The sequence below is a fragment of the Paraeggerthella sp. LCP19S3_G8 genome, assembly GCF_052119225.1.
Taxonomy (GTDB): Bacteria; Actinomycetota; Coriobacteriia; order Coriobacteriales; family Eggerthellaceae; genus Paraeggerthella; species Paraeggerthella hominis.
Genome location: NZ_JBQKFQ010000027.1, coordinates 1 through 443, shown reverse-complemented (window position 1 = coordinate 443; position 443 = coordinate 1). Strand labels below are relative to the sequence as shown.

The window sequence follows — 443 nt, the reverse complement described above, 5'->3', positions numbered from 1 at the left end:
GTTTAAACAAATGGCGATTGTCATCGCGAAGAAAGGATAGGGTATGTACGATAAAATTTTAAAAATGCTTACTAGCAAAATAAAACAGTTCTCGGATGCACCTATCTATCTTGATGATGTGATGCAATCGTCAGAACCGTTTTATTTTGTTTTAAGCGTAGAAGAAAGCTTGACTGATAATGTTGGCCAAAACGTTCAGAATAAAGCATATAACGTTGATATTGCGTTAGTTGATAGCAAGAAAAATAAACAATTAGTAACAAGCCTAACAGAAAAATGTGGGGCTTTTTTTAATGTTTTGAATTTAGATGAAAATGAACTATTTTCAGAAGATTATCAGACATTTAAAACAGACGGAATTCAACATGTTAATTTTAATGTTGCTTTTCCTCAATTAATCGAATGGAGTGAAGAATAGATGGCAGTTAAAAAAAATGTAAGTG

General features: G+C 31.4%; 1 protein-coding gene. It reads left to right on the top strand.

Annotated elements, in window-relative coordinates; genetic code table 11:
- Window positions 1-43: 43 nt before the first annotated feature.
- Entirely contained in the window at window positions 44-418 is a 375-nt protein-coding gene (locus ACTQZK_RS13235; protein ID WP_141426554.1) for a phage tail terminator family protein, read from the top strand.
- The last annotated feature ends 25 nt before the right edge of the window (window positions 419-443 follow it).